This window comes from Vibrio porteresiae DSM 19223 (assembly GCF_024347055.1).
In the GTDB taxonomy this organism is placed as follows: domain Bacteria; phylum Pseudomonadota; class Gammaproteobacteria; order Enterobacterales; family Vibrionaceae; genus Vibrio; species Vibrio porteresiae.
The window spans coordinates 1418509-1441372 of record NZ_AP024895.1 but is presented as its reverse complement, the minus strand read 5'-3'; the positions used below and the strand labels follow the sequence as shown (position 1 = coordinate 1441372).

21 protein-coding genes are annotated in these 22864 nt (G+C 44.8%); 16 read left to right on the top strand and 5 right to left on the bottom strand.

Annotated features, from left to right (window positions below):
* Window positions 1–39: 39 nt before the first annotated feature.
* The gene (pspA, locus tag OCV11_RS06650; RefSeq protein ID WP_261895808.1) at window positions 40–702 is read right to left on the bottom strand and encodes a phage shock protein PspA; all 663 of its coding nucleotides are present in this window, start codon (window positions 700–702) and stop codon (window positions 40–42) included.
* 317 nt (window positions 703–1019) lie between these two features.
* On the opposite strand from pspA, the gene pspF reads away from it, so the two are divergent.
* The 8 genes from pspF (at window position 1020) to OCV11_RS06610 (ending at window position 9374) form a co-directional block, all read left to right on the top strand.
* Window positions 1020–2027, top strand: coding sequence for a phage shock protein operon transcriptional activator (pspF, locus tag OCV11_RS06645; protein WP_261895806.1), 1008 nt, complete (start codon window positions 1020–1022; stop codon window positions 2025–2027).
* A 194-nt stretch (window positions 2028–2221) separates the two neighbouring features.
* Window positions 2222–3847 carry an ABC transporter substrate-binding protein SapA gene (sapA, locus tag OCV11_RS06640; protein ID WP_261895804.1) on the top strand — a complete coding sequence of 542 codons (1626 nt, stop codon included), beginning with the start codon at window positions 2222–2224 and terminating at the stop codon, window positions 3845–3847.
* On the top strand, window positions 3847–4809 hold the full coding sequence (locus tag OCV11_RS06635; protein ID WP_261895802.1) for an ABC transporter permease: 963 nt from the start codon (window positions 3847–3849) through the stop codon (window positions 4807–4809). The genes sapA and OCV11_RS06635 overlap by 1 nt, the downstream gene beginning before the upstream one ends.
* A complete protein-coding gene (locus OCV11_RS06630) occupies window positions 4796–5683 on the top strand; it encodes an ABC transporter permease subunit (RefSeq protein ID WP_261895801.1) in 888 nt (295 codons plus the stop codon). Before OCV11_RS06635 ends, OCV11_RS06630 begins: the two co-directional genes overlap by 14 nt.
* Window positions 5683–6669 (top strand): peptide ABC transporter ATP-binding protein, encoded by a 987-nt coding sequence (locus OCV11_RS06625; protein WP_261895800.1) that lies wholly within the window; start codon window positions 5683–5685, stop codon window positions 6667–6669. The genes OCV11_RS06630 and OCV11_RS06625 overlap by 1 nt, the downstream gene beginning before the upstream one ends.
* Before the next feature lie 6 nt (window positions 6670–6675).
* Entirely contained in the window at window positions 6676–7464 is a 789-nt protein-coding gene (locus tag OCV11_RS06620; RefSeq protein ID WP_261895798.1) for a peptide ABC transporter ATP-binding protein, read from the top strand.
* 295 nt (window positions 7465–7759) lie between these two features.
* Window positions 7760–8467, top strand: coding sequence for a substrate-binding periplasmic protein (locus OCV11_RS06615; protein WP_261895797.1), 708 nt, complete (start codon window positions 7760–7762; stop codon window positions 8465–8467).
* A gap of 106 nt (window positions 8468–8573) precedes the next feature.
* Window positions 8574–9374, top strand: a complete 801-nt coding sequence (locus tag OCV11_RS06610) for an ABC transporter permease (RefSeq protein ID WP_261895796.1) — start codon at window positions 8574–8576, stop codon at window positions 9372–9374.
* Between the two features lie 235 nt (window positions 9375–9609).
* Here OCV11_RS06610 and focA read toward each other — a convergent pair whose 3' ends face one another.
* Window positions 9610–10458, bottom strand: a complete 849-nt coding sequence (focA, locus tag OCV11_RS06605) for a formate transporter FocA (protein WP_261895795.1) — start codon at window positions 10456–10458, stop codon at window positions 9610–9612.
* A gap of 427 nt (window positions 10459–10885) precedes the next feature.
* On the opposite strand from focA, the gene OCV11_RS06600 reads away from it, so the two are divergent.
* A complete protein-coding gene (locus OCV11_RS06600) occupies window positions 10886–11116 on the top strand; it encodes a TIGR02647 family protein (protein ID WP_261895794.1) in 231 nt (76 codons plus the stop codon).
* 87 nt (window positions 11117–11203) lie between these two features.
* Here the strand turns inward: OCV11_RS06600 and OCV11_RS06595 are convergent, their stop codons facing one another.
* Window positions 11204–12595 (bottom strand): DNA repair protein, encoded by a 1392-nt coding sequence (locus OCV11_RS06595; RefSeq protein ID WP_261895793.1) that lies wholly within the window; start codon window positions 12593–12595, stop codon window positions 11204–11206.
* Window positions 12596–12951: 356 nt separating this feature from the next.
* Between OCV11_RS06595 and OCV11_RS06590 the strand changes: the two genes are divergently transcribed.
* Complete coding sequence (locus OCV11_RS06590; protein ID WP_261895792.1) at window positions 12952–13782, top strand: NAD(P)H-binding protein; 831 nt, start codon at window positions 12952–12954, stop codon at window positions 13780–13782.
* Complete coding sequence (locus tag OCV11_RS06585; RefSeq protein WP_261895791.1) at window positions 13775–14407, top strand: YdcF family protein; 633 nt, start codon at window positions 13775–13777, stop codon at window positions 14405–14407. The genes OCV11_RS06590 and OCV11_RS06585 overlap by 8 nt, the downstream gene beginning before the upstream one ends.
* Before the next feature lie 149 nt (window positions 14408–14556).
* On the opposite strand, the gene OCV11_RS06580 is transcribed toward OCV11_RS06585, so the two are convergent.
* Together OCV11_RS06580 and aspS are read right to left on the bottom strand one after the other, a co-directional pair.
* Window positions 14557–15135, bottom strand: coding sequence for a thymidine kinase (locus OCV11_RS06580; protein WP_261895790.1), 579 nt, complete (start codon window positions 15133–15135; stop codon window positions 14557–14559).
* Window positions 15136–15335: 200 nt separating this feature from the next.
* On the bottom strand, window positions 15336–17117 hold the full coding sequence (gene aspS / locus OCV11_RS06575) for an aspartate--tRNA ligase (protein WP_261895788.1): 1782 nt from the start codon (window positions 17115–17117) through the stop codon (window positions 15336–15338).
* 326 nt (window positions 17118–17443) lie between these two features.
* On the opposite strand from aspS, the gene OCV11_RS06570 reads away from it, so the two are divergent.
* The 5 genes from OCV11_RS06570 to OCV11_RS06550 all read left to right on the top strand — a co-directional run bounded on the left by OCV11_RS06570 (window position 17444) and on the right by OCV11_RS06550 (window position 22863).
* Complete coding sequence (locus tag OCV11_RS06570; protein ID WP_261896244.1) at window positions 17444–18313, top strand: DUF72 domain-containing protein; 870 nt, start codon at window positions 17444–17446, stop codon at window positions 18311–18313.
* A gap of 128 nt (window positions 18314–18441) precedes the next feature.
* On the top strand, window positions 18442–19173 hold the full coding sequence (gene cmoA, locus OCV11_RS06565; protein WP_261895787.1) for a carboxy-S-adenosyl-L-methionine synthase CmoA: 732 nt from the start codon (window positions 18442–18444) through the stop codon (window positions 19171–19173).
* Window positions 19174–19263: 90 nt separating this feature from the next.
* Complete coding sequence (gene cmoB, locus OCV11_RS06560) at window positions 19264–20235, top strand: tRNA 5-methoxyuridine(34)/uridine 5-oxyacetic acid(34) synthase CmoB (protein WP_261896243.1); 972 nt, start codon at window positions 19264–19266, stop codon at window positions 20233–20235.
* A 321-nt stretch (window positions 20236–20556) separates the two neighbouring features.
* Window positions 20557–21345: an ATP-dependent zinc protease family protein gene (locus OCV11_RS06555; protein WP_261895786.1), complete on the top strand. Its 789-nt coding sequence runs from the start codon at window positions 20557–20559 to the stop codon at window positions 21343–21345.
* A 9-nt stretch (window positions 21346–21354) separates the two neighbouring features.
* Window positions 21355–22863 carry an inactive transglutaminase family protein gene (locus OCV11_RS06550; RefSeq protein WP_261895784.1) on the top strand — a complete coding sequence of 503 codons (1509 nt, stop codon included), beginning with the start codon at window positions 21355–21357 and terminating at the stop codon, window positions 22861–22863.
* Window position 22864: the final 1 nt, after the last annotated feature.

Genomic DNA, 22864 nt, shown 5'->3' with positions numbered 1-22864 from the left:
TTCTTCCCGCCTCTGTATCTCTTTGTTGTAATTGTAAAATTATCTATTTTGCAATGCTTGTTTCAATTTAGCCAGCTCATTATCAATTTCTTCTTGTGCTTGCAGCTCGGCAAATTCCTGTTCCAAATTTTTTGCGTTCGATTGAGTATAGATATCAGCTTCCGCTTCCAATTCATCAACACGTCTTGCGTAATGATCAAACTTCGCCATCGCTTCATCTGTTTTGTGCGTATGGAGATGACGTTGAATATCGCGGCGACTTTGAGCGGTTTGGTTACGAATGATCAGTGCTTGCTGTTTCGCGCGGGTTTCACTGATTTTGGTTTCAAGTTTGGCAATTTCACTGGTGAGTTTTTCAATCGTCTCTTCCACCAGCGTGTATTCACTGCGCAATCCGACTAATACTTGCGCCACTTTTTGCTTTTCAAGAAGCGCGCTGCGTGCCAAATCTTCACGCTCTTTAGCCAATGCCAGTTGCGCCTTGTTTTGCCAATCGGCAAGTTGCTGTTCAATGGCCGCTATCTTACGCACTAACTCCTTTTTATCCGCGAGAGAACGCGCAGAATGGGTTCTCACTTCGACCAAGGTATCTTCCATTTCCTGAATGATCAGGCGAATCATCTTCTCTGGGTCTTCCGCTTTGTCTAGCAAAGCGCTGATATTGGAGTTCACTATGTCTGCAAAACGAGAAAAAATACCCATGCTTTACCCCTTTAATTGAATCCGAACCTCATCAATAACGCCGATGATGCAGTGTGCACCGCTATGCAGCACATTCGCGAACAGCTAATGTCACTGTTCGCGGCCACGATTAGCTTATTACAAGCAGAGTCTATACAAATAGAGTGCCAAAAAATATAACCTCTATTTTTCAATACCTTAATAAATTTCGCTTGCAAGAGTCACCTATAACGTGGATAAATTAACCAATTAGTGGCGAATTTAACCAACACATTTTCGATCGGTCTAATTCATCTGGTAACACAAGTACAACCCTCGTTTACGAGTTAGGAGTCTTTATGCCTATGACGCCCATCGGTGAATCACCGCTCTTTCACGCCGTGTTAGACAAGGTTTCCCGTTTAGCCAAAATCAACCGTCCCGTGCTGATCATGGGTGAGCGTGGTACCGGGAAGGAATTGATCGCTGAACGTCTGCATTATTTATCTCCCCGTTGGCAGCAACCCTTAGTCACTCTCAATTGCTCGACGCTAAGTGAAGGATTAATTGATTCAGAGCTGTTTGGTCACGAGCACGGGGCATTTACCGGCTCCAAACAGCGTCATCAGGGACGGTTTGAACGTGCCGAAGGTGGCACACTCTTTTTGGACGAACTGGCAACAGCGCCCTTGATGGTACAAGAAAAACTGCTGCGAGTTATCGAATATGGTCAATATGAACGTGTCGGCGGATCCCAAGCCTTAACCAGCGATGTGCGTTTAGTTTGTGCCACCAACGCTGACCTACCCAAGCTCGCCACACAAGGCCAATTTCGCGCCGATTTATTGGATCGCTTAGCCTTTGATGTGGTTTATCTGCCGCCACTGCGCGAGCGCCCAGATGATATTCTGCTGCTTGCCGAACACTTTGCGATGCGCATGTGCCGAGAACTCTCTCTTTCGTTTTTCGTTGGCTTTAGTCAAATGGCGCAGCAGGCATTACTCAACTACTCTTGGCCGGGCAATGTTCGTGAACTCAAAAATGTGGTGGAAAGAGCCATTTATCAACATGGCGAAATTGACCAACCTATCGAACAATTGGTCTTTGACCCTTTTGTGACGCCTTGGTCATTAACGCAGGAGAATCACGTTGAACCTCCCCCGTTGAACACCGAAGATTTGGTCACTCCACCACTTTTTTCATTACCTATGGATTATCGACTTTGGCAAGAGCAAAACGAACAGGTGATTGTTAACCAAGCTCTCAAATCAGCCAAGTTTAATCAAAGACATGCCGCTGATTTACTAGGCTTGAGCTATCATCAATTGCGAGGCATTTTGCGTAAACACTCACTCAAAGCGAACTGACTTGAGCCTGTTTCGCCCCAATCTAACTCTGGATGTGGCAAAGTGAGGAATGTCGGTCTATTGCTAATAAGAGCAGATCTTCTGCTGATAATGTAACCACATTCATTTGGTTTTGTTGCATAAAAACTGGTAAATTGATGAGACTTTGAGGCACAGTTTAGGCTATGACCTTATCTCTCTAACGCATTGGCGATATGAAATCATTAATCAAAATCACGTTAGGAATTTGTGTTCTAGGTCTGCTTGCAGGCTGCGGCGAAAAAACAAAAGACCATAGTGAAATTCGTCAAACTGGCTTCATCTATTGCGGTCAGGGCAATTTGTCGACTTTCAATCCACAGTTGGTCGACAACGGATTAACCGCTAACGCGCTTAGTCCACAAATCTACAATACCTTACTCACGCTTGACCCTGACACCCTAATGCTCAAAGCGAGTTTAGCCAAAGAGTGGAGTGTGAATCGTGAAGGCACCGAATACATTTTCACTTTACGTGATGACGTCTCTTTCCAAACGACGCGTTGGTTTACCCCTACTCGAAAAATGAATGCAGAAGATGTCGTGTTCAGTTTTCGCCGTATTATTGATGCGACTAACCCATATCATTATGTCAATGATGGGATATACCCTTGGTTTACCAGCCTTGATTTTCAAAACCTCTTAGTCGATGTGCAAGAGCTTGATGATCATCAAGTCAAATTCACCCTAAGCCGTCCAGATAACAGCTTTTTGGCCAATATCGCCACACCACATGCGGTGATTCTCTCTGCCGAATACGCACGCAAACTCCAACAGTTAGATGAGAAGCCACAAATCGACTCACTCCCTGTCGGGACTGGGCCATTTTATCTCGACGATTACCAAATTCACGACTATGTGCGCCTCAAACGTCATCCACACTACTGGGGTGGTGTTGCGAAGATGGAACAGGTGGTATTTGATATTTCGCAGCGCGGTACAGGGACACTCGCAAAGTTACTCCGCTCAGAGTGCGATGTGCTCAACTCGCCCATTGCTAGCCAAATTCCCACGATTAAAAAGCAGAGTAATATCACCCTTGCTTCTACCCCCGCGATGAACGTTGCCTTTATCGCGGTCAACACCACACATGCCGCGCTTAATGATGTGCGAGTTCGCGAAGCCATCAGCTTTGCTCTGAACCGCCAAAATATTCTTGATTCGGTCTTTTACGGCTCCGGCAGTATTGCTTATAACATGTTGCCGCCTAACTCATGGGCTTATGAAAAAGATCAGTCGCAAATACGCTATGACCGTAACTATGCTCTGGGATTATTGCGCGCAGCGGGTTTTGAAAAAGGGCTTGAATTAACAATGACTGTACCTTTAGAACCACGTAGGTATAATCCAAGCCCACGTAAAACTGCTGAACTTATCCAGTCTAATCTGGCTGAGGTCGGTATAAAGTTAACGCTGATACCAGAAGACCGCTTAGAACGTACTGAGTTGGCTGATAGGGATCACGTGGATTTAATTCTCACAGGTTGGGAAGGTACCACGAGCGACCCTGATAGCTTCTTACGTCCGATGCTTTCTTGTGATGCAAATCGCGCAGGATTGAACTACTCCATGTGGTGTAATAGTGATTTTGATTTTCTACTCGATTTGGCACTAGAAGTGAATCGACCTCGTTATCGGCTTAACCTATACAGACAAGCACAAAACATTTTAAATCAAGAGTTTCCGGTGATTCCTTTGGCACATGGCATGCAATTTATCGCCTATAACAAATCGTTGACTGGCCTACACATGACCCCCTTTAGTCTCGAACCCTTCAATACCGTAGAGAGGGTTCAACCGTAATGTTTATTTATACCGTGCGACGTTTTAATCTCTTTTTGATTACGTTGCTGATATTGACCTTAGTTGGCTACAGCCTGCTACGCCTTGACCCTATTTCTCCTTGGTCACAACAGAGCTATTGGTCTGGTTGGACTGTTTATCTTGGCGAACTCACTCACCTTAATTTCGGCACGAATAAAAATGGCGTTCCTATTGCCAAAGAGTTGGCGATGGTATTTCCCGCCACGCTAGAGTTGTGCGTGATTGCGTTTATTTTCTCTTTGCTGGTCGGCATTCCCCTTGGCACAATTGCAGGAATGAAACAGGGTAAATGGGTGGATACTGTCATCAAATTCGTTTCGATGTCGGGATATTCTGCGCCAATTTTCTGGGTCGCACTGATGATGATTATGGTGCTGTCACTGCACTATCAATTCTTCCCAGTCTCTGGACGTTATGATCTGCTTTACGATGTTAAACGGGTGACGGGTTTCTCCTTGATTGATGCGTTCCTTGCCCAAGGTCCATTTCGCAGTTATGCACTGCAAAGTGTTATTGAACACATGATTTTGCCCTGCTTAGTTTTAGCGATTTCCCCAACGACTCAAGTCATTACCTTGATGCGTACTTCGGTGTCACATGTAATGTCGCAAAACTACATTCGCGCGGCGCGAATTAAAGGTTTGTCTAATTTTGAAATCGTCACTCAACACGTATTGCGTAACGCCATTCCACCCATCGTGCCGAAATTCGGTGTACAGCTGTCGAGTATGTTGACCCTAGCCATTGTCACAGAGTCTATTTTTGATTGGCCGGGAATTGGCCGTTGGTTGCTTGATGCCCTATCGAGTCAAGATTATGTCGCGATTCAAGCGGGCGTGATTGTGGTCGGAGCCTTGGTGCTTACTGCGATCATCCTCTCTGATTTGATCGGCGCTATCGTCAATCCTCTGGTAAGGAAAGAGTGGTATGCTAACAAATAATATCTACCAAGAAGAGCATATCCCAACTCAATTCCAACGGTTTTGGCGCAGCTACCGCTCCGATAAATTGAGCATGTTTGGTTTATGGTGTTTGGGGTTATTAGTCTTAATTACCCTACTTTCACTTTGGGTCACGCCTCATGACCCACACGCCCAAAGCAGCAATTTACTATTGCCACCGTCGTGGGAGCCGATGGGTACGGTCGACTACTTCTTTGGTACCGATGATTTGGGACGTGACATACTTTCGCGCCTCATCGATGGTACTCGCCTCACCTTTGGTGCGTCAGTACTGATGACCCTTCTTTCTGCCTTGGTCGGCTGCTCGATAGGCTTCTTAGCGGGTATGACTCGTGGTTTACTCTCCAGTACGCTAAATCACCTGTTTGATACCGTTATGTCGATCCCTTCGCTTTTGTTAGCCATCATTTTTGTCGCCTTCTTAGGTTTTGGCGAAATGAACGTATTGTTAGCCATCGGATTAGCATTGATTCCGCGCTTTGTGCGTTCAGTCTATATCGCGGTACACAACGAAGTGGAAAAAGATTACATCATGGCGGCTCGCCTTGATGGTGCCACCGATTTTTATCTGTTTTGGCACTCCATCTTACCCAATATTTTGCCTATGATTGTGGCAGAGCTGACCATGGCGATCACCATTGCCATTTTGGACATCACCGCGCTGGGTTTTCTTGGTTTGGGGGCTCAAGCGCCAAGTACGGAATGGGGTGCCATTTTGGGCGATTCCGTAGAGCTCATTTATCTTGCGCCTTGGACGGTAACGCTGCCCGGTATCGCTATCATGGTAACGGTGATTATCATCAACTTAGTGGGCGATGGCGTACGCCAAGCGCTTAACGCAGGAGTCGAATAATGCCTATTCTCGATATTCGTCACCTCACTATCGAAATTGACACGCCACAAGGGATTGTCAAAGCAGTCGATCGCATGAGTTTAACCATGACCGAGGGAGAGATCCGCGGTTTAGTGGGTGAATCAGGTTCAGGTAAGAGCTTAGTGGCTAAAGCCATCGTTGGCGTGACCAAAGAAAACTGGCGCATAACTGCAGACCGGATGCGCTTAGGCAACATTGATTTGCTCCAACTGACGCCACGCGAGCGACGCCGTGTGATTGCACGCGACATTGCCATGATCTTTCAAGAGCCCTCCACCTGTTTAGACCCTTCAGATGAAGTGGGACAACAGCTGATTGAATCGATTCCATATCGCACCTTTGAAGGTCGTTGGTGGCAACGCTTCGGTTGGCGTAAAAAGCAAGCCATTGCTCTGCTGCATAAAGTAGGCATCAAAGAGCATAAACGCATCATGGAAAGCTATCCGTATGAGCTAACTGATGGTGAGTGTCAAAAAGTGATGATCGCTATGGCGATTGCTGCCAAGCCAAAGCTCTTGATTGCAGATGAGCCCACCAATGACTTAGACCCCATCACTCAGTCTCAAATTTTGCGTTTGTTGAGCCGAATGAATCAGGTCAATAACACCTCGATCATGTTGATCGGGCACGATCTCAACACCATTACGCAATGGGCTGACCGCATTACCGTAATGTATTGTGGTCAATCGGTAGAATCTGCTGAAACCGAACAGCTGCTCGAATATCCAAAACACCCTTATACTGTGGCACTGCTAAAAGCGATGCCAGATTTCAGTGACTGGATTCCACCAAAACAGAAATTGCAATCGTTGCCGGGTTCCATCCCCCCACTCCAGCACTTGCCAATTGGTTGTCGTCTTGGTCCTCGTTGCCCTTATGCACAACGTCAATGTGTTGAAGTGCCGCAGACTCAATGGGTGAAAAACCATAAGTTCTCTTGCCACTTCCCGCTCAATATGGAGTAAGTCACTGTGAGTATTTCTCTTTTAGAAGTCGACAATTTGTCGAAAGAGTTCGTGACCCGCTCTGGTCTATTTCGTAAGCGTATTCATCATGCCGTCAAACCGGTCAGTTTTCGCCTTGAAGCAGGACAAACCGTCGGTTTTATTGGTAAGAACGGTTCAGGCAAATCAACCCTTGCACGTATGCTAGCAGGAATGGTTGAACCAACCAGTGGTGAGATTCGTGTGAACGGTGAGTTGCTAGAACATAAAGACTATGCAACGCGCTGTAAGCTGATTCGTATGATTTTTCAAGATCCCAATACCTCGCTTAATCCACGCTTGCAAATTGGTAATATTTTGGAAGGTCCGCTGAAGCGAAATACCAATATGTCGCTAGAAGACCGTCAACGTCGTGTCAAAGACACTTTGCTTCGTGTAGGGCTTTTACCTGAGCATGCCTATTTCTATCCTCAGATGCTTGCGACAGGGCAAAAACAGCGTGTTTGTTTAGCACGTGCGTTGGTACTGCAACCATCCATCATTATTGCCGACGAGGCACTTAATGGTTTGGACATGGCAATGCGTTCGCAAATTATTAACCTATTCTTAGAGTTACAAGAAGAGATGGGCGTCTCTTTCGTCTACGTATCGCAACATATCGGGGTAGTAAAACACATTACCGATAAGGTAATGGTGATGCATGAAGGTGAAGTCGTGGAGTTTGGTGATACCCAAGAGGTGCTCTCTAATCCACAGCACCCAATCACCGAACGTATGATTGAAAGTCACTTCTACAAAGCGCCAAGTTTTAAGTAGACAACGCTGTATTTACCCTTAATAAACCCACTGACTCCAGTGGGTTTGCTTTTTTCATCCAGTGCTTTCTTTCGTCCAACTACAACAACGAACCAGCGCGTGGTAATGAATTCTGTAATGAAAGAGTCACTTTGTTTCCCAAGCAAGATTTCACTCACCTCACACTCTGAACACGTAAGCGAGAATTCCTAATAATTACAGAGCAATCTCTTGAATTAGAGCCTAAACTTTCCGTGTAACTACACGTAAGGGTTAGACTGTGCTGAATTTGCTTTATACCGTTCTAGGACTTTTTTTGCTGACTTTCAGCCCGCTTTCTGCTGCACAAAATAAACTGATCATTGGACTGCAAAATGAGTGGCCACCCTATATTATTGATGGCACGCCACCCAGAGGGCTTTCGGTGGATATTGTCACCGCGGCTTATGCGACTCAAGGATACGACATCGAGATTCAAGTAAAACCATGGTCTCGAGCATTAAAAGAAGCGGAATATGGACGCGATGTAGTGGTTATCGCCGCTTGGTATTCAGAAGAACGTAAGCACACTCTCCTATTTTCTGAACCCTACCTATACAATGAAATTAGCCTTATCACATTAAAAGGTAAGCAATTTGAATGGGGTACCTATAAGGATCTCGCAGGCAAAACGGTGGGGGTAATCAAAAGCTATGCCTACGATGATGATTTTCTCCAGTCACCATGGTTTAAACGGGTAGAGTCCACCGACCTACTGAGCAATATACATCTAGTGATGAATGGACGTATCGACATGCTTATCGAAGAGTATCGCGTCGCTTTATGGACCATGCGCCAAAACAAAATTGCTCCCAATCTCTTCACCAAGATTTATCCCAACGTTGCCTATAGCGGCTTGTATGTTGCCTCTGGTCAGAGCAATCCGAATGCGCAAGAGTACATCGATGCATTTAACCGAGGACTTCATCTCATCCGCAGTAACGGCGAGCTAGATAGAATCGTAAAAAAATATGATAATGAATGAGTTAACTCACTCTTATACGCCCATACACCGTTTTTGAGAGCTCAGTTGTAGGATTATCCTTCTTAATATCGATGTAGATAGGCGTTAGCTTCTATTTAGGATACGTATGAACGAAGCACTGGATATTTCCTGGCTGCAGCTGTTGGCTTTTAGCTTGATTTTGCTGGTTCCTCTTGCCATTAACCACTATCACCGCCTTGATCAAGGTAAAGACATTCTCATCTCAGTCGGCCGTATGGCATTGCAGCTGTTATTGGTGGGGAGTTATCTCCAATACCTTTTTAATCTTAATAGCTTACTAGTCAATATCATCTGGCTATTGCTGATGCTAGTGATTGGCGCAAGTTCAGTACTATCGAAAACCCACTTACCGAAAAAAGTTCTGTTGCTACCGATCGCCTTGGGAATCGGTATTGGTCTTTTCCCGGTACTGCTCATTCTCTGCCTAGCCGTGGTGCGCCCTACCCCTTTGTATAACGCACAATATATGATTCCTCTAGCAGGGATGTTACTGGGTAACACCCTGAGCAGTAATATCATCGCGCTGCAGAACTTGTTTACCTGTTATCGAGAGCGTAAAGATCAATACGAAGCGGCGATTGCACTTGGTGCTTCCCCACGTTACGCCTCCCGTCAATTTGTACAAGAAGCCTTGCGTAAAGCTTCCGCGCCGCTGCTGGCATCCATGGCAACGATAGGCTTAGTGACGTTACCCGGAATGATGACAGGTCAAATTCTCGGAGGCTCAAGTCCCATGATCGCAATTAAGTATCAGTTGATGATCATGATGGCGATATTTGTCACGATGAACATTTCCCTCGTTTGTTCGATTCACTTTACGTTAGGTAAGGTTTTAAGCAGAGAAGGTCGTGTACTTGTTCAATTTATCGACAAAGATAAGTTGTGATCTTTTGCCCAAACTTTCATCATTTGACCATTAACTGTCGCACGAAAAACGTGCGACTTTTGCACCAATAATCATCAATTTAAGGTTACACACGAGATTTGAAACAACTTATCCACAGAAAATGTGGATAACCTTAAAACGGATTTGGTGCACAATTCGATGAGAAATAGAAGGAAATAAAAAAAGCGGCCAAAAAAGCCGCTTTTTTCATATACTTAACTGTGTCGCTTAAACATTAGTGTTTATGTTTAAGGAAAACCAACCAGTAAAGCATACCAACCACAATACCACCACCGATCATGTTACCAATGGTCACTGGGATAAGGTTGTTAATAATAAATGTTGCCCAGTTTAGATCCGCAAAGTGTGCGATATCAGTACCGGTCATTTGCCAGAATGATTCAGGAGCGAATGCTTTGATACCAATTGCCATAGGCACTTGGAACATGTTAGCGATACAGTGCTCAAAACCTGAAGATACGAACATCGCAACAGGTAAAACCAAAAGTAGCACTTTGTCAGACATTGAACGTGCGCCAAATGTCATCCATACACCCAAACAAACCAAAAGGTTACACATTAGACCAAGCGCAACAGCTTGGAAGAAATCGTGGTGAAGTTTGTGTTGAGAAATGTGCATTGCGTTGATGCCTAGTTGACCTGCATCACTCATGTACTGTTTAGTCACAAGCATGATGCCAACGAGCAGCATTGAGCCAACAAAGTTACCTGCATAAACAACTGCCCAGTTTTTGAACATCTGTTTCCAAGTGATTTTGCCGCATGCTTTAGCAACAAGAGTCAGTACTGAACTAGTAAACAGTTCACCACCAGTTACAACAACAAGGATCAGACCTAAGCTAAATGCTAGACCGCCCATCAGTTTGCTGAAACCAAAAGCCACATCGCCAGTGCCAGTAGTCACAAGAGTGTAAAACACAAACGCGATACCGATTTGCATACCAGCAGATACTGCAAGAAGGAATGATTTGTAGGCAGGTTTAGTTGCCTTACCAACACCTACTTCAGCGGCGCGTTCCGCCATCTGTTGTGGTGATAGAGCGTCGAGTTGGTTAAGTTCCATGATAAATTTACGTTTTGATACAAAATTGAAGTCCGCGGATGATGGCTTTATTTTCCCTTGAATTCAAGGGAATTTTATACTTTTAACAAAATACACCGTTTTGATATTCAGTTTATCTATAAATTTAACCTTGTTGTTAATTGACCCATAAACCATACTCATTGATTAAGCTAAATATGTTCAAATGACTTTATTGTGCTGAACGCATAGGGTCATATTGTCGCTTCCCCCTGCCACTGACCGCTCCTATCTTATTGAATCTTCTTATATAAAATTAAGTAATATAAAGTTTATTTTAATAAAATTCACTTCTATTGAAAAAATCAAAGAAATTAAGTGGGTTAGGTAACAAATCGTCAGAATTTATATTGCAGTGTGTGGGTGTTTCGCTATGTTAATAAAGACAAAAACAGGCAGGAGTAGAAATATGAAGTTTAGCCAAAACCATATTGATGAGCTTAATCTGTTACTACAGTTTGATTTAAGTAGTACCTCTAAAGGCATCAAAGTACATAGTGACGCCTCTCCCCTTATGCAAGATGCCATTAGCAATCTGCACAGAAAAGGGCTTTGTACTCAGCCTGATGGTGGTTATCTGACTCACGAAGGAATCGAGCTTGCTGAGTGCATTCATCGAGTTCATCGCATCCTCGAATAGTATTATTATCACCCACAAAAAAAGAGTGCCTAGGCACTCTTTTTTTATGGGTGAGATTTAGCCGTTAGTTTGACGAACAATCCATGCTCAGTTCGCAGTCACAGCTTCAGAGGCAGCAGTTGATGCCTCTGTTACAACAGGAGCACTGGTAGCCGGTGCTGGTACTACTGGAACGTTGGCTTCACTAGGTGTAGCAACACTATCAGTGGCAGGCGATGAGTCTGTATTCACCACTGGCTGCGCAACAGCTTGAGGTGTTGTTGCCGCTGGCGTAACAGGTGCTAACGGTGCTACAACAGCGGGGGCTTTAGGTTGCAGCTGCTTTTCCAAGTTTTCGATTAACTTGGCTTGTTGATCAATCTGGTTTTGGTAAGACTGATTCAACGTCTTAACTTGACTTAACTCACCATTCAACTGCTGGTTTTCACTTTTCAGTTTCAAAGCATCCGCTTTTTCAGCACTGAGCTGTTGAGACAATTCGTCAACTTTATTGGTATTACGTAATGCCTTAACTTGCTGCAAAATCTTTTCTGCTTGTTCACGCAGGACAACGTCACGAAAATCAGAGCCATCAATGGTTTTTGAAATAGCTAACAGCTGGTTTTCAATATCCAACACGTAACTTTCATATTTGTCATCTTCAACTGCGGCAAGCAATTTCACTTGATGAGCCACTTGCTTCACATGCTGTAGCTCAAAACGTGCTTTTGCTACAGCCGCTTCTATCGCCACTTTATCACGTGGATTACTGCTGACTACATTAGACGCGAGCTGAATTTCACTTTGAGCAGCACTGAAAGCCATTGGTGCAACGCTGTTAAAACCTTCACGTTGCAACACGTATTTCTCTTGCTCTAGTGGAGAGATGTACAACTTCAAACTGATCTTAATTTCCAGCTTTTTACCTTGGTCCAAAAACGCTATTTGTTTATCTTGTGCATCTTCCAGTTCATCGTTTTTTACGTATGCAAACAACTTATTGTAACTGGTGGTCAGTGAGCGGAACTCGGTAGGAAAATGGCGATTAGCATAGATTTTTTCCAGATAAGCCATTTGCGCGATAGAGTCTGCAAGCAGTACATCCGCTTTGCCTTTATACGCCAACAATTTTTTATGCTGGGTGTCTACCACAGTCATCTTGTCTTGATAAGCTTGCGCGTAACTTTGACTAGAGAAGAATGAGCGATCTTCAGTCGTCACATTAGGGTTTTTCTCCATCACTTTGTACAGCTCGCCAGCGTCGCTCCAGGCTTTAAGCAGTGCATCATAATCGGAAGGAGAGTAAATTTTCAGATCAGCTACGGTGTCTAACGTTTTAGTCCATTCGGCTTGCATCGTTTGAATTTTAGCGAACTCAGCGTTTGCCTGTTGCAACTCTTGATTCGTCTGAGCGGCCTGCTGCCCCTCTTTCGGTGTTGATTGACATCCAATCAGAGTCATCAGTGCCGAAGCAACGAGTGCTTTACGTAGTTGATTCATAGCTAATCCTTAACGACCTAGGCTCTGTTTTTATATTTTTGAGAGCGTAATGAAATAGACAACAGGAGAGAGGATAATACCCTCTTCTAAAACCGGACGCATAATGTATTACAAAATCATGCCAAGGTTAATCCCGAATTTGGGTTAATTATTCATTTTCACTTTAAGCACCCAATGATAAGCACAATAAATAATCTGATATAAGCACATAAGCAGGGATATGTAACTGAGATAATTTTAACAAAGGCGTATGGCATCATATTGTATTGATTTAGAATATTCTTACCTTTAAGGTCGCGGATTGATTTTTCTCACGTTATTATCATTCTGTTATGTAAATGATGAGGGGCCGTAATATGAGTCGCGTTGTGATCGTCGGTGCTGGGTGGCTAGGTAAGCCTCTTGCACAATCATTACTGCAAAAAAAGATCAAAGTCAGTGCAACACGAACCAAAATGGAAGGTGTTGAAGCTCTTTCGCAACTGGGCATTCCAAGTTTCTTATGTGACCTAAATCAGCCTAAAGAGCTTACAGAGCAGCTGTTCCAACGCCAATGTGACACCATCATCGGCTGTTTTCCTCCCGGCTTTCGTCGTGGCCAGGGTGATGAGTATGCGCACTATTGGGGCAACCTTGTGACTCACGCTAAAGCGGCGGGAGTACGCAAGATTATTATGGTTAGCTCGACGACGGTTTATCCCAATCGCATACAGATCATGCGTGAGCAAGATGCCACGTACGCTCAAGCGTTTGGCAGCGAAGAGTTTTCCAGCAACGCGCGAGTTATGCTGCAAGCTGAGCAGTGCGTGATCGATTCAGGTCTTGACTACGTCATCATCCGTTGCAGTGGTCTTTTCGGCCCTGAACGCCACCCGAGCCGCTTCGCCACCAAGCTCAGTTCGGTGAGCTCAATGGCGCCAGCCAATATGTTGCACCTCAAAGATGCCATTGGCATTATTGAATTTGCACTCAACCACTTAAGCAATGAAGTGATTAACGCTACGACACCAAAAACTGTGAGCAAAGCCGAGTTTTATGCCGCAGCGATTTCTACAATGGGTGGGGAGGTAAGCCTTCCTCCTATCAATGATCGACCTGACAAGGAGATTGTCAGTGACCGACTGATCGAACTGGGATACCAGTTTTATTACTCTAATACTCTGGAGGCTTTGTCCGATAATGAGTAAACATCTTTATCAACATTTAGAAACTCTTTGGCATTACATGCAATTGGATCATGATCTTCAACCTGCTGATGTCATTATTGCTATGGGGAGTAACGACTTGCGCGTGGCAGAACACGCTGCAGCCCTATTCAAACAGGGTTTAGCTCCTTTGATTGTTTTTAGTGGTGGCTATGGTCGACTCACTCGCGGTGTCTATGACAAACCGGAAGCGGAACGGTTTGCCACTGTCGCTAAAGACGCAGGTGTTCCTGAAGAGTGCATGTTGCTTGAAAGTACCTCGCAAAACAGCGGTGAAAACGTTCAGTTTTCGGCGCGTTTGTTAGCGGAACACAATGTTCATCCACAGCGTGTCATTCTTGTACATAAACCTTACAAAGAACGTCGTGCCTACGCGACTTTCATGAAGCAATGGCCTGAAGCAGTGCAGAGTTTACAAGTGACCTCTTGTGCCACTGATTTCTTTGAATATCTCACTGAAGAAATGACCATGGACTTAGTTATTGAGCAGCTACTTGGGGACTTTGAACGTATCGAAAACTACCCAGCGCAAGGATTCCAAATTAGTCAGCCAGTGCCGATTGAAGTGCACCAAGCTTACGAAGCGCTCAAACCTATTTTCGGGTAATGCTTTAAAAGCCACTGAATATGGCTGCCATAGGTTAGGTATCAATTCAAACTGCATGTGAGTCACTTGCAGAAAAACAAAAGGATGTCATACGACATCCTTTTTTGCCTCTTGCGTTAAAAACGAGACACGGAATCTTCGCTTAGTGATTATCGACCAAGTGCTTCTTTGTAATGCAAACGACAAACCGAAACGTATTTATCATTCCCACCGATCGCTACTTGGTCGCCTTCCGCAATAGGATTGCCATGCTCATCGGTGCGGATCACCATATTCGCTTTACGCCCACAATGACAAATTGTCTTGAGTTCCACAAGCTTATCAGCCCAAGCCAGCAACGCTTGGCTACCAGGGAAAAGCTCACCCAAAAAGTCAGTGCGTAAACCATAGCAAAGCACGGGAATATCAAGGCGGTCGACCACTTCGGTCAGTTGATAGACTTGTTCTTTCGATAAAAACTGACACTCGTCGACAAGAATGCAGTGGCGAGGTTGTTCTTCATTGAGCGCCGTAATTTCTGCGTAAAGATCCGTTTGTGCGCCAAAAAGATGGGCAGAAGCTTCCAAACCAATTCGTGAGCTCACTTTACCCACACCAAAGCGATCATCAATTGCTGCGGTGTAAATCACTGGCGTCATGCCACGTTCTTTATAGTTAAATGCCGATTGCAACAGTGTGGTGGACTTCCCCGCATTCATTGCGGAGTAATAAAAATACATCTGAGCCAAAAGAGATATTCCTGAAACGAGCCGATCATCAATCATCGGCAACTAACCAAAAAAAGAGTGGTCGCATTGTAACAAAAAAGCCGTCACTGACCATGCGCTATCGCAAATTAACGTCGGCGCATCCAACCAACTTGCAGTCTATTCTCGTCACCATAAAAAAAGCGACCACATAGGTCGCTTTTTCATAGAGTGATTGGCGCTTACTCAGCGTCTTTTGCGGCTTCTTTTGCAACTACGGCAATGGATAGCTCTTCTAGCGCTGCTGGGTTAGCAAAGCTAGGTGCGTCCGTTAATGGACATGCTGCTGCAGTTGTTTTAGGGAAGGCAATAACGTCACGAATGTTTTCAGTGCCGCATAGCAACATAACCAAACGGTCAAGGCCGAATGCCAAGCCAGCGTGTGGTGGTGTGCCGTATTTTAGTGCATCCAATAGGAAACCAAATTTCAGACGCTGTTCTTCTTCACTGATACCTAGAATATCAAACACAGCGGCTTGCATTTTTGCATCGTGAATACGAACCGAACCGCCGCCCACTTCATAGCCGTTTAGAACCATGTCGTACGCGTTAGAGTTAGTTTCTGCTGGATTCGCTTTCAACTCTTCTGGAGTAACGCCAAGTGGTGAAGTGAATGGGTGGTGCATTGCTGCAATGTTGCCCTCTTCATCACTTTCAAACATTGGAAAATCAATAACCCAAAGTGGTGCCCAAGCAGATTCGTTGGTTAGACCTAAATCTTTACCTACTTTCAGACGAAGTGCACCTAGAGCGTTAGTCACAACGTTTGCGCTGTCAGCACCAAACAGAATGATGTCGCCAGATTGTGCGTTAGTACGTTCAAGCAGTGACTCAATGATCTCAGCAGTTAGGAACTTAGCCACAGGAGACTGAATGCCTTCAAGGCCAGCAGCACGGTCGTTCACTTTCAACCATGCCATACCTTTCGCACCGTAAACAGAAACGTACGCGGTGTACTCATCGATCTGTTTACGAGTCAGTGCAGCACCACCAGTCACACAAAGTACTGCCACGCGACCTTTAGGATCGTTTGCAGGACCTGCGAAGACTTTGAAGTCGACATCTTTAACCAAATCCGCTACGTCCACGATTTCTAGTGGGTTACGTAGGTCTGGTTTATCAGAGCCAAAGCGACGCATTGCTTCGCTGTATGGCATGATAGGGAAATCGCCAAGATCAACATTTAGCAACTCTTTCCACATATCACGAACCATAGTTTCTGCGACAACGCGAACTTCTTCAGCGGTCATGAACGAGGTTTCGATATCGATCTGAGTGAATTCTGGTTGACGATCAGCACGTAAGTCTTCATCACGGAAACACTTAACGATTTGGTAGTAACGGTCGAAACCAGACATCATCAGCAGCTGTTTAAATAGCTGAGGAGATTGAGGCAATGCATAGAATTTGCCTTTGTGTACTCGGCTAGGAACCAAATAGTCGCGCGCACCTTCTGGAGTCGCTTTGGTCAGTACTGGAGTTTCAATATCCAAGAAACCGTTGCTATCTAGGTAACGACGTACAAAGCTAGAAGCTTTCGCACGCAGTTTAATACGGTCGCTCATTTCTGGACGACGTAGGTCTAGATAACGGTATTTCAGACGTTGCTCTTCAGAGTTCTTTTGGTTGAAGTCTAAAGGCAGTACTTCTGAACGGTTGATGATCTCAATACCTGATGCCAGGATTTCTACTTCACCGGTAGCCATATCTTTATTGATTTGGCTTTCTGGACGCGCACGTACCGCACCAGTGAGTTTGATACAGAATTCACTGCGCAATTGGTTTGCTACTGCAAACACATCCGCCATATCCGGATCGACAACCACCTGAACGATACCTTCACGATCTCGCATATCAATAAAGATAAGACCGCCTAAATCACGACGACGGTTAACCCAGCCGCACAGTTCCACAGTTTGTCCAACAAGGGACTTGTTCAGGTGACCACAATAATGGCTACGCATAATGAATTTCCCAATCTCTTAAAATAATCATTCAAACTTTACGCTGCAGCTGCTCACGGCACTGCAGGACAAGATTCCATTTATACGCTGAAAAACCGCGAAAATCGACCTTCCAGCAGATAAAAAAGGTGCTTTTATTCAGGCGAAAGTTCATTTGGTACAAATTTCAACCAAATCAACCGGCAAGAACTAAAATGTGGCGCCGATTATAGCGGTAAATTGTCATCGGTGACAGAGCTCTGTTACAGTGAAGAGCATCTAAGTTGTATTGTATCGTCACTGAGCATCGCCAAAAGGAAGAGAGTATGTCGACAACGTCACTGCCCATGCGTCTTGGTTTGACCATGTGGTCTCATTCTGGGTGGCAAAGTGAATTTTACGGTTCAGGAACCAGCGCAGGTGATCGTCTGGCGCGCTATGCAGAAGTGTTTAATACCGTGGAAGGCAACACCACTTTTTATGCGAGCCCAGCGCCACACACCGTATTGAACTGGCGTGATGCGACCCCAGATGAGTTTCGCTTTACGTTTAAGTTGCCCAAAGCCATTACTCATGAGAATCGACTGCGTAATTCAACACAATTACTCACCGATTTCTTAACCTTAATGGAACCTCTGCACCACAAGATTGGCATGTGGACCATTCAGTTGCCTGCCGCGTTTGGTCCTGAAGACCTTGCGGTTCTCTATCGCTTTTGCCAACAATTTCCCAAACAGTTACCACTGGGTCTTGAAGTCCGTCATCCCCTCTTTTTTGCAAAAGGTGATGCCGAAAAAGAGCTGAATCAATGGTTGATTGAACAAGATATCGACCGAATTATTATGGATAGTCGCCCAGTATTTAGTGCTTCGCCGACCGATCCTGTAGTTTTAGATGCCCAACAAAAGAAACCCAAAGTGCCCGTTCATGCCATTGCAACCGCACAGCATCCGATGATTCGTTTTATCGGCCACCCTGACTTGGATTCCAACCTAGCTTTTTTCACGCCTTGGTTAAATAAGTTGCCCGAATGGATTGCTCAAGGGAAACAGCCTTATCTGATGATTCATACTCCAGATAACCTATTAGCGCCAAAGCTCGCACAAACGCTTTATAAAGAGTTACAAAACCATGTTCAGCGTCAATGTGAGCTAACCTTGCCAGATTTATCGGAATTTCCCGCACAAAAAGGCATCAACCAGCTGTCAATGTTCTAATTGATTTACTCATTTACGCTTTCTAGCCATTCCCCTTAATGACACCAGCATCAATTTTTCATAAAATACGCGCCTTTTCAGACGCAGTGCAAGGGCGGCAGTTTTTAGTTTTCCGCAATGAGGTCTACATGAGTAACAAAGACACAATATTTTCAGCACCGATCGATAAAATCGGCGACTTTACCTTTGACGAGCGAGTCGCTGAGGTATTTCCCGATATGATTCAACGTTCGGTACCTGGATACAGCAATATTATCTCTGCCATCGGTATGTTGGCGGAGCGCTTTGCTAAACCTAATACCCATGTGTATGACCTTGGCTGTTCACTTGGCGCAGCAACGCTTTCAATGCGTCGCCACATCGAGGGGCAAGACGGTTGCAAAATCATCGCAGTGGATAATTCGCATGCCATGGTCGAACGCTGCAAATTGCACGTCAACGCTTACCGCTCCGATACGCAAGTAGACGTGATCGAAGCGGATATACGTGAAATCGACATTCACAATGCGTCTGTCGTGGTGTTGAACTTCACCTTACAGTTTTTATCCCCAGAAGATCGCTACAGCTTGCTTGAAAAAATCTATCAAGGTTTACGTCCTGGCGGCATTTTGATTTTGTCGGAAAAATACGTGTTTGAAGACAATACTGCCCATGAATTGCTGATCGACTTGCACCACGATTTTAAACGCGCGAACGGCTACAGCGAGCTGGAAATTAGTCAAAAACGCAGTGCAATTGAGCACGTGATGCGTCCAGATTCCATTCCGATGCATAAAGAGCGTTTTGCGAAAATTGGTTTCTCCAGCTACGAAGTCTGGTTCCAATGTTTCAACTTCGGCTCAATGTTCGCGATTAAATAACGTTTTCGGTTTCTGTAGTAGAGTGTGAGTCCCACCCTACTGCAGGCACTGATTATCACTATTGGGACTCTGTATCAGGTACACATACTCATGCTCAACTTTGCCAACGTATACCAACTGATTGCGCAAGATACCCGTCTGCAACCTTGGTTGAATGTTCTTCCTCAACAGCTCACCGATTGGCAGCTACAGCAGCACGGCGATCTCGACCGTTGGTTACGCGCGCTCAAAAAAATCCCTACTGATAAACCAGACGTTATTGATTTGAAAGACTCGGTGACTCTGCACAATCACACTCCCCTCGCTCAAGGTGAACTCAACAAGTTAGAAAACCTGCTCAAGACATTTCACCCTTGGCGTAAAGGTCCTTACTATCTGCACGGTATTCATATTGATACGGAATGGCGCTCAGATTGGAAATGGGATCGACTATTACCACATATTTCTGACCTGACTAACCGTACCGTGTTGGATGTGGGTTGCGGTAACGGATATCACATGTGGCGTATGCTCGGTGCTGGGGCAAGACAAGTGTACGGTATCGACCCATCAGAACTGTTCCTTATCCAATTTGAAGCAGTACGTGCACTAATGGGCAATGACCAACGCATTAACCTGCTGCCATTAGGTATTGAACAGCTCCCAGAGCTAGAAGCGTTTGATACTGTATTTAGCATGGGTGTACTCTACCACCGTCGTTCGCCTATTGATCATCTTATCCAATTGAAAAATCAGTTGGTTTCTGGTGGTGAACTGATTTTAGAAACCTTAGTCATTGATGGCGATGAAAACGCCGTATTAGTGCCGATTGATCGTTATGCACAAATGCGCAATGTTTATTTCTTCCCATCGGCTTTGGCATTAAAAGTTTGGTTAGAAAAAGTGGGATTTGTTGATGTAAAAATTGTCGATGAAAACGTCACATCATTAGACGAACAGCGCACAACAGAATGGATGAAACATAATTCTTTACCCGATTATATTGATCCAGAAAATCCGAATATGACAGTGGAAGGATATCCTGCTCCGCGTCGGGCAATTTTAATTGCAAAAAAACCATAATTGACACAGTTTTAACTCTCCATCAGGATGATGAGGCTAAGCTATGGCACGGAAGCTAACCGCTCCCCAACTGAATAAGTATAATCAAGAAATATCATATAGCTGGATTCACTCTTTTCTCAGTGGCAATATGATAATCCTTGCGATATTGAAGAGATATGAGCATTAAAAACGACCCAAAAGGTGTGGCATTTACCTCACCGCCTATTTATCGAATTAAGCGCTCGATAGAGAGGATTTTTTATTTAGGTCGCGGCGCTCTTTGTTTTGCTCGAAATATCATAATAATTAACACCAACAAACATATTAATAAGGTCGCAAATGTTTAAGCGAATAGCACCCGTTATTGCACTTAGCATGCTATCAGGTTGCACTATGATGAACGGTGATGAATATCATCAAGCTACGCTCGCCGCCATCCAACATTCAGAATCGAATATTGACAATCACTTAACCAATTTGGAGCTGCAAATTAGCAACCAGATGGATTACATTGATAGCCTCGAACAACAAATCATCACACTGCAAGATCACGTCAAACTCCTGCAACACACTGCCTCTGAAATCGATTCACAAACTGAACAGCAGGTGGCAGCGCAACAGGCAGCAGACGCTTCTGCGCCATTGCAAGTGACGCAGCAGAAACCGCGTCATGAAGTGGTGTTAGGTGAAGTGGAAAAAGTAACTATCGATGCTATTAATCAATCTTTTGATGCTCGCGTCGACACGGGGGCAGCGACCTCATCACTGAATGCCGTCGATATTCAAGAATTTGAACGTAACAGTAAGAATTGGGTTCGTTTCCACCTATCAGCAGGTGATGAAGTAGCCAAAGACGCACCGTGGATCGAAGCACCGATTCTTCGCTACGTCCGTATCCGCCAAGCCAACACGGAAGAAGCAGAACGTCGTGCGGTGATCGAATTATGGGTAAAATTAGGCGACATTCATGAAAAAACGCCATTTACATTGGCGGACCGTTCACAAATGAGCCACCCTATCCTGTTGGGTAGAGAATTTATTCGTGACATCGCAGTGGTTGATGTCAGCAAGAAATTTATTCATACCGACAGCGTTAAAGAAGCCAATAAAGAAAACACGAAAAAGTAAAGGTCACTTATGACATCTAAAGTACCGTTTTACATCTCGATACTGCTGCTTATCGTAGCAGGGATAACACTGACTGTTATGCGTCACCAACAATACGGTGTGCCATGGACCCCCGGTGAAACTCGTCAAGTATGGGATTTAGAAGCACGCATCGAGTTCTACGCGATGGACAAACCCGTTAAAGTCTCTCTTGCTGCACCTGCGACTCAAGACGGTTATACGCTCATCAACGAAACGGCTTCCTCTCCTGGTTATGGCGTTTCTTATATTTCAAGCAACTCTGGTCGTCGTGCCGAATGGTCAATTCGTCACGCTAAGGGTCCACAAACCATTTATTACAAAACCCAGTTCTTGGTAGACCCACAGGCACGCTCAAACCCAGTTCCACCAACAGGTGACATCGAAAAGCCAACATTCGATGGCCCTGAAGAGGCCGCTGCGGTTGCTCTGATTAATCGAGCTAACCAGCTATCGGCCGATCCTGTGAGCTTTACTCGCGAACTGATCAAAACACTAAACGATCCTGAAAGCCAAAATGCCTCTTTGCTTTTGAACAACATGGCGCGCTATGAAGCAACGCAAAAATTGCTCTCTTATGCCAATATTCAAAACAAAGTGGTGGGGGTTATTTCTCTTGAAGATGGTCGTCGTCGTCAACCTATTCAGATGATGAACCAAGTTTGGGACGGCAAAACATGGGAGCTGTTTAATCCAGAGACAGGCACTCAGCCAACTCACCCTAACCTGCTTGTGTGGGATGAATCTAACGTCTCTTTACTGGACGTCATTGGCGGTAAAAATAGCCAAGTCTACTTCAGCATGATTTCTGAAGAAGTCTCACCTACCCAGGCAACCACCAGCAAAGTTGAAGCTGACGGGCTACTTAACCTCTCTATTCACAGCCTACCTTTAGAAGAGCAAGCGATGTTTAAAACCATCATGCTGATTCCTATTGGTGCGCTGATTGTCGTATTCCTACGCGTCATTGTAGGTCTTAAAACCTCTGGTACCTTCATGCCTGTGTTGATTGCGGTAGCCTTTGTGCAAACCCAATTAATGACCGGTATTATTGGCTTCCTGCTGATTGTCGGAACGGGCTTGATTATCCGTAGCTACTTATCGCGGCTCAACTTGTTGTTAGTGGCGCGAATATCCGCAGTGATCATCGCGGTAATCTTGATTATCTCTATCTTTACTGTCGTTGCCTTTAAGCTTGGCTTAACTGAAGGCTTAACCATTACCTTCTTCCCGATGATCATCTTGTCATGGACCATCGAACGTATGTCGATTCTATGGGAAGAAGAAGGGGCAAAAGAAGTATTGATGCAAGGCGGTGGCTCACTCTTTACCGCTATCCTGATTTACCTTGCAATGACCAACGGCTACGTACAACACCTGACCTTCAACTTTATCGGTCTGCAATTAGTGGTAATGGCTATCATCCTCTTGCTGGGTACTTACACAGGTTACCGAATTTCCGAGCTACGTCGCTTTAAGCCATTAGCAGAGGAAGATTAAT

Bases quoted from the DNA above. Each gene is read 5' to 3' on its own strand.
- pspA (WP_261895808.1), bottom strand. From the start codon at position 702: ATGGGTATTTTTTCTCGTTTTGCAGACATAGTGAACTCCAATATCAGC.
- pspF (WP_261895806.1), top strand. From the start codon at position 1,020: ATGCCTATGACGCCCATCGGTGAATCACCGCTCTTTCACGCCGTGTTA.
- sapA (WP_261895804.1), top strand. From the start codon at position 2,222: ATGAAATCATTAATCAAAATCACGTTAGGAATTTGTGTTCTAGGTCTG.
- OCV11_RS06635 (WP_261895802.1), top strand. From the start codon at position 3,847: ATGTTTATTTATACCGTGCGACGTTTTAATCTCTTTTTGATTACGTTG.
- OCV11_RS06630 (WP_261895801.1), top strand. From the start codon at position 4,796: ATGCTAACAAATAATATCTACCAAGAAGAGCATATCCCAACTCAATTC.
- OCV11_RS06625 (WP_261895800.1), top strand. From the start codon at position 5,683: ATGCCTATTCTCGATATTCGTCACCTCACTATCGAAATTGACACGCCA.
- OCV11_RS06610 (WP_261895796.1), top strand. From the start codon at position 8,574: ATGAACGAAGCACTGGATATTTCCTGGCTGCAGCTGTTGGCTTTTAGC.
- focA (WP_261895795.1), bottom strand. From the start codon at position 10,458: ATGGAACTTAACCAACTCGACGCTCTATCACCACAACAGATGGCGGAA.
- OCV11_RS06600 (WP_261895794.1), top strand. From the start codon at position 10,886: ATGAAGTTTAGCCAAAACCATATTGATGAGCTTAATCTGTTACTACAG.
- OCV11_RS06595 (WP_261895793.1), bottom strand. From the start codon at position 12,595: ATGAATCAACTACGTAAAGCACTCGTTGCTTCGGCACTGATGACTCTG.
- OCV11_RS06590 (WP_261895792.1), top strand. From the start codon at position 12,952: ATGAGTCGCGTTGTGATCGTCGGTGCTGGGTGGCTAGGTAAGCCTCTT.
- OCV11_RS06585 (WP_261895791.1), top strand. From the start codon at position 13,775: ATGAGTAAACATCTTTATCAACATTTAGAAACTCTTTGGCATTACATG.
- aspS (WP_261895788.1), bottom strand. From the start codon at position 17,117: ATGCGTAGCCATTATTGTGGTCACCTGAACAAGTCCCTTGTTGGACAA.
- OCV11_RS06570 (WP_261896244.1), top strand. From the start codon at position 17,444: ATGCGTCTTGGTTTGACCATGTGGTCTCATTCTGGGTGGCAAAGTGAA.
- cmoA (WP_261895787.1), top strand. From the start codon at position 18,442: ATGAGTAACAAAGACACAATATTTTCAGCACCGATCGATAAAATCGGC.
- cmoB (WP_261896243.1), top strand. From the start codon at position 19,264: ATGCTCAACTTTGCCAACGTATACCAACTGATTGCGCAAGATACCCGT.
- OCV11_RS06555 (WP_261895786.1), top strand. From the start codon at position 20,557: ATGTTTAAGCGAATAGCACCCGTTATTGCACTTAGCATGCTATCAGGT.
- OCV11_RS06550 (WP_261895784.1), top strand. From the start codon at position 21,355: ATGACATCTAAAGTACCGTTTTACATCTCGATACTGCTGCTTATCGTA.